15 protein-coding genes are annotated in these 15,026 nt (G+C 39.0%); all 15 read left to right on the top strand.

The features are described 5' to 3' along the window. The first annotated feature begins 126 nt into the window (after positions 1-126). The 15 genes from BM086_RS17535 (at position 127) to ispG (ending at position 15,002) form a co-directional block, all read left to right on the top strand. Entirely contained in the window at positions 127-522 is a 396-nt protein-coding gene (locus tag BM086_RS17535; RefSeq protein ID WP_092330269.1) for a hypothetical protein, read from the top strand. 51 nt (positions 523-573) lie between these two features. Continuing rightward, positions 574-1,965: a 23S rRNA (uracil(1939)-C(5))-methyltransferase RlmD gene (gene rlmD / locus BM086_RS17530; RefSeq protein ID WP_092330266.1), complete on the top strand. Its 1,392-nt coding sequence runs from the start codon at positions 574-576 to the stop codon at positions 1,963-1,965. Between the two features lie 143 nt (positions 1,966-2,108). Continuing rightward, on the top strand, positions 2,109-2,693 hold the full coding sequence (locus BM086_RS17525; protein WP_092330258.1) for an ECF transporter S component: 585 nt from the start codon (positions 2,109-2,111) through the stop codon (positions 2,691-2,693). Positions 2,694-2,927: 234 nt separating this feature from the next. Next, entirely contained in the window at positions 2,928-3,677 is a 750-nt protein-coding gene (truA, locus tag BM086_RS17520) for a tRNA pseudouridine(38-40) synthase TruA (protein WP_092330253.1), read from the top strand. A 17-nt stretch (positions 3,678-3,694) separates the two neighbouring features. Beyond that, complete coding sequence (locus tag BM086_RS17515; protein ID WP_092330248.1) at positions 3,695-5,314, top strand: DUF5722 domain-containing protein; 1,620 nt, start codon at positions 3,695-3,697, stop codon at positions 5,312-5,314. Between the two features lie 133 nt (positions 5,315-5,447). Beyond that, a complete protein-coding gene (locus BM086_RS17510) occupies positions 5,448-6,128 on the top strand; it encodes a hypothetical protein (protein WP_092330243.1) in 681 nt (226 codons plus the stop codon). A 126-nt stretch (positions 6,129-6,254) separates the two neighbouring features. After that, positions 6,255-7,280, top strand: a complete 1,026-nt coding sequence (locus tag BM086_RS17505) for a polysaccharide deacetylase family protein (protein WP_092330238.1) — start codon at positions 6,255-6,257, stop codon at positions 7,278-7,280. A gap of 28 nt (positions 7,281-7,308) precedes the next feature. After that, a complete protein-coding gene (locus BM086_RS17500) occupies positions 7,309-8,436 on the top strand; it encodes a polymer-forming cytoskeletal protein (RefSeq protein WP_242952253.1) in 1,128 nt (375 codons plus the stop codon). Positions 8,437-8,464: 28 nt separating this feature from the next. Beyond that, on the top strand, positions 8,465-9,166 hold the full coding sequence (gene pyrH / locus BM086_RS17495) for a UMP kinase (protein WP_092330275.1): 702 nt from the start codon (positions 8,465-8,467) through the stop codon (positions 9,164-9,166). Between the two features lie 46 nt (positions 9,167-9,212). Then, positions 9,213-9,764 carry a ribosome recycling factor gene (frr, locus tag BM086_RS17490; RefSeq protein ID WP_092330234.1) on the top strand — a complete coding sequence of 184 codons (552 nt, stop codon included), beginning with the start codon at positions 9,213-9,215 and terminating at the stop codon, positions 9,762-9,764. Between the two features lie 116 nt (positions 9,765-9,880). Beyond that, a complete protein-coding gene (locus BM086_RS17485) occupies positions 9,881-10,600 on the top strand; it encodes an isoprenyl transferase (protein WP_092330230.1) in 720 nt (239 codons plus the stop codon). A gap of 24 nt (positions 10,601-10,624) precedes the next feature. Beyond that, complete coding sequence (locus BM086_RS17480; protein ID WP_092330225.1) at positions 10,625-11,449, top strand: phosphatidate cytidylyltransferase; 825 nt, start codon at positions 10,625-10,627, stop codon at positions 11,447-11,449. A gap of 211 nt (positions 11,450-11,660) precedes the next feature. After that, positions 11,661-12,803, top strand: a complete 1,143-nt coding sequence (locus BM086_RS17475) for a 1-deoxy-D-xylulose-5-phosphate reductoisomerase (RefSeq protein ID WP_175560352.1) — start codon at positions 11,661-11,663, stop codon at positions 12,801-12,803. 31 nt (positions 12,804-12,834) lie between these two features. Continuing rightward, complete coding sequence (gene rseP, locus BM086_RS17470) at positions 12,835-13,887, top strand: RIP metalloprotease RseP (protein ID WP_092330217.1); 1,053 nt, start codon at positions 12,835-12,837, stop codon at positions 13,885-13,887. Between the two features lie 44 nt (positions 13,888-13,931). Next, positions 13,932-15,002 (top strand): flavodoxin-dependent (E)-4-hydroxy-3-methylbut-2-enyl-diphosphate synthase, encoded by a 1,071-nt coding sequence (ispG, locus tag BM086_RS17465; protein WP_092330213.1) that lies wholly within the window; start codon positions 13,932-13,934, stop codon positions 15,000-15,002. The last annotated feature ends 24 nt before the right edge of the window (positions 15,003-15,026 follow it).

Here is a 15,026-nt window from a genome sequence, read left to right as displayed (position 1 = left end):
AAATTACTTTTTGATTATTAGATAAATGATATCATAAAAGAAAGATAATAAATATCATATAGAAAATTGTTTTGTTAAAATCACTATGCTATAATTTATTAGCAATGTCATTTATGAGAGGTAGTTATGTCAACAATAATTCAACACAATCAGGTTTTTAATAATGAGGTTCCATTTTGTAAGGTGTACAGCATAGAGAGCAAGAAGCAGCTGGAAGAGAGATTCCTTGCTCACAGAATTTCCTATTTTATTGAATGGCAGGACAGATCGTTTTTTCAGCGTCTGTTAGACAGGAGCGGAAGCAAGATTGTATGCACTTTCAAGATTAATAAGGGTGAATTGCTTCGTGCCAGAGAACTTGCAAGAGGAATAGAAGGAATCAAGTTTAAGGATTATGGGGATTTGAAGAATACCGAGCGTATTCGCAGACGAAGTGAAGCAGTAAGGGATGAGGGCACAGGACTTGAGATGCCGGAATTAAAGTTTGAGAATACTTCTGATGATACGGATGATGAAGAGTGATTAAGAAGGGGGCTGATTTCCCCTTCTTTTTTATGGAATAGAGGATTAGATATGTCATATAGAGAAAATGTAAGAAAATTTGAGAAGATAAACAACATGATGTCAGGTTCAAAGAAGAATGAGAAGTCTGAAAAAAACAGCGCTGAGAGTAAAAAGAAGAACACTATTCCAAAATCAGCAGCTGTTAAAAAAGTTAAACCTGCGCCTCAAAAGAAAACAAAAATCGTTGATAATGCTATAGATGATAATAGGGGCAAGAAGCGTGAAGAAGATACAGCCAAAAATGTTGAAAAAGCAAAACGAACACCCAGTAGATGCCCATATTCAAAAAAGTGCGGCGGTTGTCAGATGATCGATGTGCCTTATGATAAGCAGCTTCGCCAAAAACATGCTCATGTTAAGGAACTTCTTGAACCGTATACAAGGGTAGCAGCTTTTATCGGAATGGAAGAACCGGAGCACTACAGATGCAAGGTACATGCTGTCTTTACCCATGATAAAAAAGGTAATCCACTTTCAGGAATTTATAAAGAAGGAACTCATGATGTGGTTCCGGTTGATAAATGCCTTCTTGAAGATGAAAAAGCAGATGCAATAATCGCTACCATCAGAGGAATGTTAAAGTCCTTTAAGATCAAGACTTATGACGAAGACAACGGTTTTGGACTTCTTCGCCATGTTCTTATCAGAATTGGTAAAAACACCGGTGAGATTATGGTAGTGCTTGTGACGGTATCACCTGTTTTTCCATCAAAGAACAATTTTGTAAAAGCTCTTTTAAAAGAGCATCCTGAGATCACTACTATTGTCATGAACATAAATGACAAGCAGACCAGTATGATCCTTGGAGATAAAGAAAAGCCTATGTATGGACCGGGCTTTATTTACGATATATGCTGCGGAATGAAGTTTAAGATAAGTCCAAAGTCCTTCTATCAGGTCAATCCTGTTCAGACAGAAGTGTTGTACAAAACAGCGATTGAAATGGCAGACCTTAAGGGTGATGAGACTGCGCTTGACTGCTACTGCGGCGTAGGTACGATTGGTATAATTGCAAGCCCTCATGTCAAAGAAGTTATTTCTGTGGAGCTCAACAAGGATGCGGTTAAGGATGCAAATCTGAACGCCAAAATAAATGAAATAAAGAATATCACTTTCTATGAAAATGATGCTACAAGATTCATGCAGCAGATGGCTGATTCAGGTGATAAAGTGGACCTTGTATTTATGGATCCGCCTCGTTCAGGTTCTACACCTGAGTTTATTTCCTCAATGATCGCCCTTGCTCCGAAGAAAGTTGTTTATATCTCCTGCAGCCCTGATTCACTTGCTCGAGATCTTGAGCTTATCACAAAGGGAGGATATAAGGTGAATAAAGCAATACCGGTTGATATGTTTCCTTTTACAAGGTCTATAGAGACAGTAGTTCTTTTAACTAAATAAAACAAGCAATATCTGGGATGGTACAAATATGGAAAATGGAGAAAAGGGCGGCCTATTATCCCTTAATAATATTTTTTATTAACAGATTAACGTAAATATCTGCTAAAATAATTATTGATAACAAAAAAAGGGGGATAATTGCCATGAAAAAATATTTTGGTACCAGGGAAATAACTATTACTGCAGCTTTACTTGCTATCTGCATTGTGAGCCAATTTTTTAAGAACTTAAGTATTTTTATTACAGGACCTATAATAAATGCGTGTCTGATAGTAGCTGTGCTTGCAGTTAATCTTGTAAGCGCGATAATATTGAGCGTCATCACGCCTGTGACGGCATATCTGATTGCAGCCTCTCCTGTAATGATGGCTGTTCCGGGAATCATTCCGTTGATTATGGCTGGAAACATTGTTTTGGTTGTGACTACTCATTTTTTACTTAAAAAATCAATTACAAAAGACAGCACTGTTAAAGGGTATGTAATGAATTATTTTAAAGCATTTATATGCGCGTTGGCAAAGGGCTTATTTATGGGTGTTACAATTTCTTTATGGCTGTTGCCGACATTTATCCCGGCAGAAAGTCTTCTTAGAAATAAAATGGGCACATTTCAGATTACATTTTCAGTTTTTCAGTTTATTACAGCGGTTATAGGCTTTGTATACGCACTTATTATCTGGATGACTATCGGTAAGTTCTTAAAGAATAACAAACTGATCTCGGCTTGATGAGCTTATGCTCTATAAGAGATGACGTTTATTATAAAGCACAGATTCTTTTCTTGAATTTAAAATATTTGATGATATTTATGAGCGAATGACGATAAATGTTTTGTCATTTGCTCATTTTTTTACGGACAAGACAATGGGTGTTATTGTATAATATTCTGAGCGTGTCTGCCTTACAGTTCAGACAAAAAATGATTCAGCAGTGCGCAAAAAAACATTAAGAAGTGGGGGATTATGGATCGGAATTATAAACTTATTATAAGCTATGATGGAACAAGATATCATGGCTGGGAACGACATTCGGAAAATGATATGACAGTTCAGGGGAAGATAGAAAACGTTCTTGGCAGAATGGTAAATGCCGGTTATGGGGAAATAAATCTTATCGGCGCAGGCAGGACGGATGCCGGGGTTCATGCCAGGGCGATGACAGCGAATGTTATTCTAAATACCGACATGTCGGAAAATGAAATACAGACATATCTTAATGCGTATCTGCCTGAGGATATCAGTGTTAATGAAGTTAAGATATGTTCTGACAGATTTCATGCAAGATATAATGCAGTGGGTAAAACATACAGATATACTTGTTGGTATGGCGTTGGAAAGCCTGTTTTTGACAGAAAATACGTCACGATACTGGATAAGGAGCCGGACATTGAGAGAATGCAGGAAGCTACCCGGTATCTTGTTGGAACGCATGATTTCAAGAGCTTTTGCGGGAATACCAAGATAAAGAAGTCTACAGTAAGGACTGTAGACACTATCAATATTGAAAAAAGTGGAAGCTACATTAGATTTTATTTTCATGGTAACGGCTTTTTACAGAATATGGTCAGGATACTTACAGGTACTTTGTTGGAGGTGGGTTACGGAAACATTGAGCCTGATAAGGTAAAAGACATTCTTGAAGCATGTAACAGAAATGAAGCTGGTCCGACTGCCAGACCAGAGGGGCTTTGTATGATGAAGGTAGACTATTAAAATAATTGGGGGATCAAATGAAAAGTAAGCGAAAAAATGTTTTGTATTGGGTAGGAGTATTCTTTTTTGTTGTAGCAGTTGTTATTTCTTGTAATTCTATTAGCGCAAAGGCAGCAGGAACAGGTGCTGTTTCTATAACCGGGGCTGTTATTGAAGGTGCAAACGTCAAGGTTTCTGTTTCGGCGTCAGATTTTCCGGACAGTGATGACGGAACTTTTTATCTTTATGCTGAGAAAGTTTATCAGATTGGACCGAGTGGATCTGCTATTGCTTCGCTGCCTATGGGAGCAAATGTGACTTTCCAGGTTCCACTTGGCTTTAATACAGCAGGAAGCCGTTTATATGATAAATTTCAGGTGGCTGTCATTCAGGGCGGAAAACTTGTAGCTGTCACAAATCCAAGATATATCACTAATCCGGAAGTGCTGGCAACCAATTCTCCGGCTGTTATGAATAATGGCAAGAAAGGCATTATTCTTGATGGAGCCAAGATTGGAAATGGAAATACTGAGGTTTTGGATCTTGGGGTTCAGCAGGCGGCATATAACATCAATCTTGAAGATGTTATTGGCGGTGACGGTGCCATCAAATATGAGTATAATGGCAAAGTTTATGGTTTTGATTCATCGTATATGAGCCAGTATGATCACTGTGTAAGAATTACTTCTTCTCAGAAAATCGGTTTGACGATGGTCCTTTTAAATCCTTATGCAAGAGGCGAAGAATTCATGATTGCACCTTCTTCAAGAGGTGGTATCGGAAGATGCAGCTATTATATGATGAATACTTCTGAGGATAAGGGACTTGAGTATCTTGAGGCAGTGGTTTCCTTTTTGGCGGAAAGATACAACGGACACAATGGCGTTGGACAGATTGATAACTGGGTTATAGGAAATGAGGTTAATGCAAAAAACGCCTGGAACTATTCAAGTGTTTCTGATGAATTATCCTATGCTCAGCTCTATGCTGATTCTCTCAGAGTTTGCTACAACGCGATAAAGAGTAAGAATGCAAATGCTACAGTCTGCATAAGTCTTGATCAGAACTGGACCAAGATTCACAACAGTTCATATTTTTCAGCAAGAAGCATGCTTGAAGCAATAAATGCAGTCGTGGTTGCACAGGGAAACTTTGACTGGGCAGTGGCAGAACATCCCTATAATTATCCTATGACATGGACTTCTTTCTGGACACCCAAGAATGCAGAGGCTGTAACCATGATCCAGCACTCAATAGATACACCATATCTTTCTATGGAAAATATCGAGCAGCTCACTGATTATCTGTGTCTTCCGGCTATGAGAAATACAAAGGGTCAGGTGAGACCGGTTCTTTTGACTGAGATCGGATATTCTTCAAGCCAGGGCGAAGAGGCACAGGCAGCAGCTATGGTCTATGCTTATCAGCGTACTATGACTAACCGCTACATAAAGATGATCATATTCAACAGACAGACTGATTTTCATCTTGAGGTCAAGAATGGCCTTTCTGTTGGACTTTCAACCCAGGATGGAAGGCGTAAAATGGCCTATGATTATTTTAAAAACATGAACGGATCCGATTCCGGAGCCTATATTCAAAAGGCAGCTGCGTACATGGGAATAGGTGACTGGAATGCAGCCATGAATGCCCGTTAAACCCAGTACTGGTGCGGGTTTAATAGAAAATTTATAAAGGTAAAAAAAGGATTAAATAACCCTTGCTACCCTCGACTAACCTATCTGAGAATTGCATAATTAAGTTATCAAATATAGGTGGAGGGTGATGGCTATGAAAAAACAATTATTTTCTTCATTTATCGCAATGGGGTTGTCTTTAATTCTTTTTGCAGTGATTATTTTTTGCAAAGCAGGGCAGCTAAGAGTAAATGCTGCCGGACTTTCCACGGATGATATAACTGTAAATAGTGAATATGCAATTCCGGACGGTTATGACTGGTGCACTTATTATGTTGTTGTTGCTACCAATAATACCGGATGTGACATATCTATAAGTGCGGACTTTTCGGCGCTTGACAAGGATGGTCAGGTTCTTTCAAAGGTCAACGATTATTCCGAGGCAGTTAAGAACGGGCAGCAATTCATTCTTTATGGTCAATTTAAAAATTCTGATATAAAAAGAGCTGTAAAATATCAGTATGAATTTGAATTTGAAAAGACTGATAATTGCACTTACACATCAGTTGATGTTGATGCGATGGATGCAGGAGGCTGCATTGAAGTGTCAGCAACAAATTATTCGGAGCATGACATTCAGGGTGTTGGTATCAGAACAGTGTTTTTAAGAAATGGGAGCCCGGTTGCATTTGATACGGTGAATATCGCAGATGTGGGGTATACATTCCATGGTGGAAGCACTAATTCACAGATGGTTGGCTACAATGCGGGGCAGTATGATAATTACATAATGACTTATACATCAGCCGGAAATGGCACGTTGACAGATTTTTAAATATCATAAGTTTTTTTGAGCGCAGGAAAAATCCCTGCGCTCTTTTCTTTTGAAGGGAATTTATGATATACTAGAGTTGCTGTTTACAGTTATTTTATATTTTAATGGAAGAGACTTTATGAGATAATGACATCGTATAAGGATTCAGGAAAGCCCAAGAAAGAATACAGCAGGCGTATTAAAAATTTACGAAGGCTTATTGTGACTGTAGTTCTGGCTTCATGTTTCATTCCAACCTGCATCTGTGTTATTCTGGCTGTGCGTTATGACAGGCTTAGGACCAGGTATGATCAGAATGTTGCCGATCTTCAATGGTATCGGGATAATTATGGAACTGAAATGGAAATACTTTCAGATAAGAATAAGACAGATCAGGTTCTTACTGAGGAGACTGGACAGGATAAGTCGGATTTGGCAGCTGACAGCAACAAGTCGATTGTAGATACAAAATCTCTCATTGATTCAGAGGTTGATGCCAGTGAAGCTAATCTGGAGATTTCCGGAGCACAGAATCCCGAGGATATAGAGGGAACACGATATGTTTATCTGACATTTGATGATGGACCCAGTTCTTCGACAGATCAGATTTTGGATATTCTTGCCAGATATAATGTTAAGGCTACTTTTTTTGTATGTGGAAAGCCGGATGCCAAATATACTGATAAGTACAAGAGAATTGTGGATGAAGGTCATACATTGGGTATGCATTCCTACAGCCACAAGTACAATGAGATTTATGAATCAGTTGATTCATTTAAGGCTGATCTGGATAAGCTTCGTATCTTCCTGTACGAGACGACAGGCCAGTGGTCAAAGTTTTACAGATTTCCAGGGGGAAGTTCTAACAAAGTCAGCACTGTGAGCATAAGAGAGCTTATCGAATGTTTAGATGATGCGGAGATAACATTTTTTGACTGGAACGTTTCTGCAGGCGATACAGCGAGCGATGCGACAAGTTCTTCGATTTACAACAATATAGTCAGCAATATACCGCGCTTTAAGCATTGCGTTGTTTTGATGCATGATTCAGCAGATAAAAAAGCGACAGTGACTGCGTTACCTGATATTATCGAGGCAATTCAGGGCATGGAAGATACAGTGATAGTTCCGATAACAAATGATACGTTACCGGTTCAACATATCAAATATTAACATTTATTATTGAATGGAGGATATCAAGATGGGATTTTTTTCTGAGCTGAAGAATGACCTTTCACAGGCTGTGAATACTCTCATGCCTGATGATAAGGCAGATGATGCAGCTGTTCTTGATAGTAACAAGTCAAGTGAGGGGACAAACGCTCGTAGTAGCAAAGTAAAGGATGATGTTGATATTGACAGCATGCTTAGCCGGTTAGATGATATTAAACTTGATGAGTTGGCTAATGAGGATGTTGACGAAGACAATGAAATTAAGCAGGATGAGTCTGTATTTGGAGAGGAATCAGACTTTGAGGATGTTGAATCGGAATTTGTAAAGGAAGAGGCTCCTACTTTTGTTGAAAAAGAGCCAAAGGAAAGCTCAAAGGCAGAAAAAGAGGTTCAAAAGAGTGCAATTGAATTCATTGCTGAAATGAAGAAGAACGCTGCTGAGGCAGCTGAGCTCGAGAGCCTTGAGGAAAAGATAGAAGAGCAGACACAGACTGAGGTTAAGCAGGAACAGCCACAGTCAGCTATTGAAGCTATCAGTGCTGCAGCTAAAGAGCGGTATGTTGCTACTACGACAACCGAACAGTATGTTGCAACTACTACAACTAACGAACAGTATGCTACAGTGGAAACTGTACCTGTTGATAATAAAACAAATAATGGGGGGATAAATACTATGGATTTTGAACAGCAGACACCAACAGATGAGACAGCTAGCATTACAGAAGGAATGGCAATTTCAGGTGACATTCAGACAACAGGATCACTTGATCTTATTGGAAGGGTAGCCGGAAATATCAAATGTCTCGGTAAGCTTAATATTACCGGAGAAATAATTGGGGATTCAGATGCAGCTGAAATTTATGCTGAATCTGCAAGAATCACAGGAGAAATTAAGAGTAAGGGTAGTGTTAAGGTAGGACAGAGCACCGTTATTGTAGGTAATATCTATGGATCAAGTGCTGTTATTGCAGGCGCTGTTAAGGGCGATATTGATGTTCATGGACCTGTTGTTCTTGATACTACAGCTATTGTTATGGGTAATATCAAGTCTCAGTCAGTTCAGATCAACAATGGTGCTGTTATCGAAGGTATGTGTTCACAGGCTTATGCTGATGTTAATCCTTCTGAGTTCTTTGAAACTCTTAAGAATAGATAATAGTAATAATTTAATAAAGTAATTGGAGATCAAGATGAGAATTTTATTGAAGCTTAGTGGTGAAGCGCTTGCAGGTGAGAAAAAGACCGGATTTGATGAGGAAACTGTTAGAAAGGTTGCACTTCAGGTTAAACAGCTTGTTGATGGTGGTACTCAGGTTGGAATAGTTATCGGTGGCGGTAACTTTTGGAGAGGACGTACCAGTGAGAATATAGATCGTGTAAAGGCTGATCAGATTGGTATGCTGGCTACGATCATGAACTGTATCTACGTTTCAGAGATATTCAGAAGTGAAGGCATGATGACAAATATTCTGACACCTTTTGAATGTGGTTCTTTTACTAAGCTATTTTCAAAAGACAGAGCAAACAAGTATTTTGCTCGTAATATGGTTGTATTTTTTGCAGGTGGTACAGGACATCCATATTTTTCGACAGATACAGGCGTGGTTCTCAGAGCAATTGAGGTTGAGGCAGATTGTATGCTTTTAGCCAAGGCAGTTGATGGCGTATATGACAGCGATCCGGCTAAGAATCCTAATGCAAAGAGATATGATACTGTTTCAATCAATGAAGTAATCGCCGAGAATCTGCAGGTTGTGGATATGACAGCTTCTATCCTTGCAAGAGACAACAAGATTCCTATGAGAGTCTTTGCACTTCAGGAAGAAAATAGTATTGTTAAGGCAGCAAGCGGAACATTTAATGGTACTGTTGTTACTGCTGATTAACAATCTGCCTGCCACATACAAAAATTTATAACAGGAGGAATCAGGTATGAACGAAAGAGTTAAAGAATATAACGACAAAATGCAGAAATCTTTTGATTTTTTGAAAGAGGAACTTGCTTCAATCCGTGCCGGAAGAGCTAATCCACATGTGCTTGATAAAATTAAAGTAGATTATTATGGTACACCTACACCAATTCAGCAGGTTGCCAATGTTTCTGTTCCGGAAGCGCGTATTATTCAGATTGCGCCATGGGAGAAATCACTTATTAAGGATCTTGAAAAGGCAATCATGATGTCCGACCTTGGTATTACACCGAGCAATGATGGATCAGTTATCCGACTTGTTTTCCCGGAGCTTACTGAGGAAAGAAGAAAACAGCTTGCTAAGGATATCCGCAAGAAGGGTGAAGATGCAAAGGTTGCTGTCAGAAACGTAAGACGAGATGGAAACGATGCATTTAAGAAACTTAAAGGTTCTGATGTCTCAGAGGATGAGATAAATGATCTGAATGAAGAACTTCAGAAAATCACAGATAAGTTTATCAAAGAGATAGACGGCGCTGTTGAAGAGAAGAATAAAGAAGTAATGACTGTTTAATCCGAAATATAGATTTAGCGGTTCATTAATGAATATCAGGGAACTGTCGAGAACGGAATTTATCTGTATCTCTGCAGTTCCTAAGTTTTAACTAATTACAAAATTGGAGTCTAATGATGGAAGAACTAAAGAACATTCCGAATCACGTAGCAATTATTCTTGATGGAAATGGCAGATGGGCAAAAGAAAAGGGAATGCCTCGTAATTATGGACATATGCAGGGTGCTAAGGCAGTAGAGGATATACTTGTTGATGCCCGTGATATAGGAATTAAATATCTGACTGTATATGCCTTTTCTACAGAGAACTGGAGCAGACCTGAGGCTGAAGTTTCAGCTTTGATGACGATACTTCGAAATTATTTGAAGACCAGTATCAAGAAGTCTATGAAGAATAATGTAAGATGTCGTGTGATCGGTGAAAGGAGTCTTTTGTCAGCAGATATCCAAAAGGCAATTCTTGAGCTGGAAGAGACAACTGCAAATAATACAGGTCTTACATTTACCATTGCTATCAATTATGGAAGCAGAGATGAAATCACAAGAGCTGTTCGCAAGGTTGCACAGAAAGTTGAAAACGGAGAGATTAAAGCAGCTGATATTACTGAGAAGATGATCGCCGAGAATCTTGATACTGCTTATATGCCTGACCCTGATCTTATGATTCGCACATGTAATGAGCAGCGTATATCAAATTACCTGCTTTGGCAGTGTGCATATACTGAGTTTTACTTTACTCCTGTTGCATGGCCTGATTTCAACAAAGCTGAACTGTTAAAGGCTGTTGAGGCATATGGTAATAGAACTCGTAAGTTTGGTGGACTTAAGACAGAGTAAAATAAATAAGGCTGGTATATTGAAGTGAAGACTAGAGTAATAAGCGGAGTTGTAATTGGAGTTGTTTTGGCATTGGTGCTTACTCTTGGAGGGTATTTACTTGCTGCGACACTTCTTGCAGTATCTTTTATAAGCTTTTTTGAATTATCACGAGCGACGGGAATTCATAAAGAAGGAATTAAGTGCAATGAGCTGGAATTTTGTGGATATGTATCTATCCTGGTTCATTACAGCCAGATGATATTGATCGGTAACCACAAATACTATGTTTTTTCAATAATGTTTGCTTTTTTTCTTATCATGGTCTGCTATGTGCTTAGATTTCCTAAGTTCTCATCCATGCAGGCTATAGCTACATTTTTTTGCTTTGTTTATGCACCTGTAAACATGTCCTTTGTCTATCTTTTGAGACTGAGACCATTTGGTAATTATTTTGCCTGGATTCCTTTTGTTGCATGGGTATGTGACACCTGCGCATATTTTGTTGGAAGATCATTTGGTAAACATAAACTGGTTCCTGTTCTTTCACCTAAAAAGACAATTGAAGGTGCCATAGGTGGTGTAGCAGGATCAATCATAGTTGGCGTTATCTTTGGATATCTTCTCTATGTTAATGAGACACATAATGTTATAACAATTGTCGTATCTATACTGATCACTCTTGTAGGCAGCATTATTTCACAGATAGGTGATTTACTTGCTTCCGGAATTAAGAGAGATAACAATATAAAAGATTATGGAAATTGTATTCCCGGGCATGGCGGAATAATGGACAGATTCGATAGTGTAATATTTGTTATTCCATGCATATATTTCCTGGCTGTTTTCTTTATTCCAATGCTTGGATGAATTATATAATAGTTTATTGAAACATCTATGTAGACTTGGTTCTGCATAGATGTTTTTTATCATCCTTTTTTTACAATTTTTATGTGCATGGTTACAAAATTTACTTAAAGTGTTATAGTAAAATGTACTGTGATATATGGCGATATTGTGGCCAAGAAACAGCATGATATTGGATAGTGCAGTTAGATTAGAGATTTATTGGGAGCTTTTTATAATGAGAAAAATAATACTATTAGGTTCGACAGGTTCTATAGGAACTCAGACTTTGGATGTTGTGAGAAACAATCCTGATGAGCTCGAAGTTATAGGACTGGCAGCCAATACAAGAGTTGAAGAAGTAGAAAAACAGGTTAGAGAATTTAAACCAAAATATGTTTGCATGTTCAGTGAAGATGCAGCAAAGGATCTGAAGACAAGATTAAAAGACCTGGATATAAATGTATTTTGCGGTATGGAAGGACTTCTTGAAATAGTATCTGTTCCGGAAGCTGATACAGTTCTTACTGCAGTGGTTGGAATGATTGGGATTCAGCCTACCATTCGTGCTATTGAGAGCGGAAAGGATATAGCGCTGGCAAATAAGGAGACCCTTGTTTGTGCGGGACATATCATTATGCCGCTTGCTGCAAGCAAAGGAGTAAAAATTTTGCCTGTAGATAGTGAACATAGTGCTATTTTTCAGTCTTTGAACGGGGAGCCCCGCGATAAGGTTGAGAAGATTCTTTTGACTGCAAGTGGTGGACCTTTCAGGGGCAAGGCAAGAAAAGAACTTGAGAATATGACCGCAGCAGATGCGCTTAAGCATCCGAACTGGGATATGGGACCTAAAGTCACTATTGATTCCTCCTCGCTTGTAAATAAGGGACTTGAGGTTATGGAAGCAAGATGGCTTTTTGATGTTAGCCTTGATAATATTCAGGTTGTTGTACACCCTCAGAGCATTGTGCACAGTGCAGTTCAATTTGTGGATGGAGCAGTAATCGCGCAGCTTGGAGTGCCGGATATGAAACTTCCGATTCAATATGCACTGTTTTATCCTGACAGAAGACCTATGTCTGAAAAGAGACTGGATCTTTTTGAACTTGGAACATTGTCTTTTGAAAAGCCTGATATTGATACATTCAGAGGTCTTAAGCTTGCTTTTGATGCTGCCTATGCAGGAGGGAGCATGCCAACTGTATTTAATGCAGCCAATGAAATGGCTGTAAAAGCATTCCTTAAGGGCAACATCAGATATCTTGAAATCTACGATATGATTGAACGGGCGATGCAGCATCATAGTATTGTGAATAATCCGGATGTGGCTGCAATTTTAGCTGCTGAAAAGGAAACCTATGAATATCTGGGAAGATAAATAAATAGTAAAACAGTTTACTGGGAGCGATATGGTTGTAAGTATTATTATATTTTTTATTATATTTGGAGTATTAGTTACTTCACATGAATTTGGACATTTTATTGTTGCTAAGACAGGAGGAATAAGAGTAAACGAATTCTTTATCGGTATGGGACCAACCCTTTGGAAAAAGCAAAAAGGGGAGACTCTCTACAGCATAAAGCTTTTACCCATTGGCGGAGCCTGTGTGTTTGACGGAATGGATCCGGTGGCAGAGGAAAAAGAAGGCTATGATGAAAGGTCTTTTCTTAATGCGCCTGTGTGGAGAAGAATAGCAACTTTGTTTGCGGGCCCTTTTGCTAATTTCATTATTGCGTATATTCTTGCTGTCATTCTGGTAAGCTTTTCATCATGGGATTATCCTGTTATCAACAAGATGACAGAGAATTCTGCGGCTGTGGAAGCAGGAATGCAGGTTGGAGATAAGTTTATCAGCATCGATGGTGAGAAAGTCTATATGGCAGGTGAAGTCACACTTATTTCTCAGTTTGCTCAGGGAAGCCCTATGGATGTTGTCTATGAACGAGATGGTGAGATTTATAAGACAACTCTTTCACCTAAATATAGTGATGAAGCAAAGAGATATTACATGGGAATCTATCTCGGAGAATATGGCGAAGTAAAAGGGGTAAGCGCTTTAAAGTATGCGTGGTATGAGGTGAGATACTATTTTAAGGCCACATACAGAAGCCTTGCACTCTTATTTAAGGGTAAGCTTTCTGCTGATGATGTATCCGGACCTGTTGGAATGGTTAAAATGGTGGATGATACATATGAAGAAGCAAAGCCCTATGGAATATCAGCAGTGGTCCTTACAATGCTTTCACTGACAGTTCTTTTGTCGGTTAACCTCGGGGTAATGAACCTTCTTCCTATTCCGGCTCTTGATGGTGGAAGACTGGTGTTCCAATTCATAGAAGTCATATTTGGCAAACCTGTTCCGCCTGAAAAAGAAGGTTTTGTTCATATGATCGGAATGGTAGCGCTGTTTGGACTTATGGTTTTTGTTTTATTTAATGACATTACTAAATTTACAAGATGATGAGATTTTATAGGTTTTAATGTTTGAAGAGTAGGAGAGCAATTATGGCTTATAGAGATAATACAAAAGTTATTCACATCGGAGACAGAGTGATAGGCGGTGGTAATCCAATTCTTATTCAGTCTATGACAAACACCAGAACAGATGATGTTAAGGCTACTGTGGATCAGATCCACAGACTTGAAGAAGCTGGATGCGAGATCATTAGATGTACTGTGCCTAATATTGAGGCTGCTAAAGCATTAAAAGAGATCAAAAAAGAAATCAGCATCCCGCTTGTTGCTGATATACATTTTGACTACAAGATGGCAATTGCTGCTATTGAGAATGGTGCTGACAAGATAAGGATAAATCCCGGAAATATTGGTTCAAAAGACAGGATTGAGGCAGTGGTTTCCTGTGCCAAGGAAAGAAATGTGCCAATTAGAGTAGGTGTTAACAGCGGTTCACTTGAGAAGAACCTTGTTGAAAAATATGGCGGAGTTACTGCAGAAGGACTCGTGGAAAGTGCTCTTGATAAAGTGGCAATTATTGAAGAACTTGGCTATGACAATCTTGTTGTAAGCATTAAGTCCTCAAATGTAATGCTCTGTGCAAAGGCGCATGAACTTCTTGCAAAGAAATGCCAGTATCCTCTTCATGTAGGTATTACTGAAGCCGGAACTGTATATGGCGGAAACATCAAGTCTTCAGTTGGACTTGGTATCATTTTGAGCCAGGGAATAGGTGACACTATCAGGGTTTCACTCTCCGGAGATCCTGTAGAGGAAATTAAGACAGCTAAATTTATTCTTAGAACATTGGGATTAAGACAGGGCGGTATTGAAGTGGTTTCATGCCCTACCTGCGGAAGAACAAGAATTGACCTTATCGGGCTTGCAAATCAGGTTGAAACCCTTGTTCAGAAATATCCATTAAATATCAAGGTTGCTGTTATGGGCTGTGCTGTTAATGGCCCCGGCGAAGCAAAAGAAGCTGATTTAGGAATAGCAGGTGGCGACGGAGAGGGCCTTCTTATCAAAAAGGGCGAAATTGTAAAAAAAGTTCCTGAGGCGCAGCTTCTTGAAGTGTTAAAGGCAGAACTGGATGCCTGGGAATCTAATCCAAACACTTGAAGAATAAGATGATATGTTCTTGAT

It is taken from the genome of Butyrivibrio sp. YAB3001 (assembly GCF_900112195.1).
GTDB lineage: Bacteria > Bacillota > Clostridia > Lachnospirales > Lachnospiraceae > Butyrivibrio.
The sequence above is the reverse complement of the archived record's forward strand: the minus strand, read 5'-3'. Positions and strand labels throughout refer to the sequence as shown.